Source organism: uncultured Leptotrichia sp. (assembly GCF_938036635.1).
Lineage (GTDB): Bacteria > Fusobacteriota > Fusobacteriia > Fusobacteriales > Leptotrichiaceae > Leptotrichia > Leptotrichia hongkongensis.
The window spans coordinates 1-2,500 of sequence record NZ_CALHQO010000023.1 but is presented as its reverse complement, the minus strand read 5'-3'; the positions used below and the strand labels follow the sequence as shown (position 1 = coordinate 2,500).

The following is a 2,500-nucleotide window of genomic DNA, read 5'->3' as shown; positions in this document are numbered from 1 at the left end:
AATTTTATTTATCCTAGCAGGAAGCATTGCAAATGCCGAATATTTAAAGGAAAATGGTGAAATTTATTATAAAATGCCATATTATGAGATTAAGTCGAAAGTAAAAGATGTAGATATTGAAAGTTTTGAACCTTTAAAGGAAGATAGAGAGTTTATTGGCGATTATTATGCAAAAGATAATAAATATGTTTATTTTTATGGTAAGAAACTTAAAGATGTTTTGCCTGAAGGATTTGAAACAGTAAAAGAAAATTATGTGAAAGATAATAAAAATGTATATAAAATTGAAGCTGATATTACAGATAGTATACCAATATCTTCGGATAATAAAATAAATACGAAAAAAATATCTTTAGATGGACTTGATGTTAAAACTTTTAGAGCTTTAGAAAATGGCAAAGATGTTACGAGCATAGATTATTTTGTTGATAAAAATAATATTTACTATGCCTATGAGAATTTGGAAAAAATACAAGGAGCAGATAAAAATTCTTTTGAGGTTTTGGGTTATTATATCGCAAAAGATAAAAATAATGTTTACTTAGGAAATGAAAAAATTGAAGGTGCAGATGCAAAAACTTTTGAAGTAATTGATATTTATGCAGGATTTGCGAGGGATAAAAATTATTTGTATGATTCTAATGAAAGAATAAAAAATTCCGATCCATATACTTTTCAAAGAATTAATGAACATTTGGTAAGAGATAAAAATCAATTTTATTCTAATGACGGAACGGTTTTAAATGTGGATGGAAAAAGTTTTCAAATAGTAAAAGATTATGAAAAAGATTATTTTATGTATGCAAAAGATAAAAATAAAGCATATTACATAAATTTTATGGATGGAAAAGATGAAATGGTAAAAGAGCTGAAAGGATTAAATCCTAAAAATTTTAAAGTGCTAAATGGTTATTATACAAAAGACGATAAAAAAGTTTATTTTAGTAAAGAATATGCGGATATACAAGAAGTTCAAAATGTAGATGTAAAATCATTTGAAGTATTATATTTTGAAAATATAGAAACTAAAGATGATTTTGGAAAAGATAAAGATAAAGTTTATTTGTTTGGTCTTGAATTAAAAGATGTAAAACCTGAAAAATTTCAAGTTGTGAAAGAGCCAATAACGGAAAAAATTATATATGTTCGAGATGAAAATAATTTATTTGTAATTTTTTATGATTATTTTTCAGGATTTAATTTTGTAAAGACTAAAAAATTTGAAAATATAGATTTTGAAACTCTTAAATGGAAATCAGCAAGAGAACTGGAAGATAAAAATGGAAAATATATTGTGAATGGCAGCGTAATTGATGAAGATAAAATAGAAATTAAATTTATAAAGAAATAGAAAAAAGGAGAAGAAATGAGAACAGCAATTTACTGTGTAAGTAAAACTGGTTATAAAACTTGTTTAAGAATAAAAGAGAATGTGTATAAGGATTTACATATTTATGTTTCAGGAAGAGTTGCTAATTTATTAAATCTTGAAAATGAAAATATTGAAAATCTATTTATTATAAATGAAAGAGTGCCTATTTTGCTTGAAAAAACATTTAATAAATATGATTTACATATATTTGTTGCAGCAACTGGAGCTGTTGTGAGAATAATTGACGGAAAATTTAAAAGTAAGGATACCGATCCTGCGGTAATTACTGTTGATGACCATGCCAATTTTGTTATTTCACTGCTTTCAGGACATCTAGGAGGAGCAAATGAAGAATGTGAGAAAATCGCACAAGGAATCGGTGCTATCCCCGTAATTACAACTGCTTCAGATGTAGGTGGAAAAATAGCTGTAGACACATTTTCACAAAAAATAAAGGCAAAATTAGAAGATTTGGAAGGAGCTAAAAGAGTTACTTCGCTAATTGTGAACGGAGAAAAAGTTAGCCTGCATTTACCAAAAAACATTGTAAATCACGATGAAAATAGTGCTGGAGCAATAATTGTGTCAAATAGAAAAAATATTGAAATCTCAAAAATTATTCCACAGAATATTTTTATTGGTATTGGATGCAAAAGAGGAGTTAGCAAGGAGCATATTATAGAAAAATTAAAATATGTGATGGATAAACAAAATTTAGAGCTTTCCGCTATAAAAATGGCAGCATCTGCCTGGGTAAAATCTGATGAAATTGGGCTTATTGAGGCAATGGAAGAACTTGAAATTCCAATTAAATTCTTTGATAAGGAAGAAATTTTGAAAGTGGAAGATTTAGTTGAAGAACGTTCTGAATTTGTAAAAAATCAAATTGGAGTATATGGTGTTTCCGAGCCTTGTGCATTTTTGGCTTCTAGCGGTAAAGGAAGTTTTTTGGTGAAAAAAGTGAAGTTGGAAGGAGTTACAATTTCAATTTTTGAGGAACAAATGTAAGAATGGAAATATACAAATTGTCATTTATAATAATAGTGTTATTTATGATACACGAATTTGAAGAAATAATTTTTATAAAAAAATTTATAGAAAAAAATAAAGTTGTAAAAGATATGAAAA

The 2,500-nt window shown here is 26.7% G+C and carries 3 protein-coding genes; all 3 read left to right on the top strand.

Features of this window, described 5'->3' with window-relative positions:
* On the top strand, positions 1-1,351 hold a 1,351-nt coding region (locus Q0370_RS00350; protein WP_299570538.1), incomplete at its 5' end, for a DKNYY domain-containing protein.
* 15 nt (positions 1,352-1,366) lie between these two features.
* Positions 1,367-2,380: a cobalt-precorrin 5A hydrolase gene (cbiG, locus tag Q0370_RS00345; protein WP_299570535.1), complete on the top strand. Its 1,014-nt coding sequence runs from the start codon at positions 1,367-1,369 to the stop codon at positions 2,378-2,380.
* A gap of 2 nt (positions 2,381-2,382) precedes the next feature.
* A partial coding sequence (locus Q0370_RS11740; protein WP_367270792.1) for an HXXEE domain-containing protein occupies positions 2,383-2,500 on the top strand: 118 nt, incomplete at its 3' end.

Bases quoted from the DNA above. Each gene is read 5' to 3' on its own strand.
- cbiG (WP_299570535.1), top strand. From the start codon at position 1,367: ATGAGAACAGCAATTTACTGTGTAAGTAAAACTGGTTATAAAACTTGT.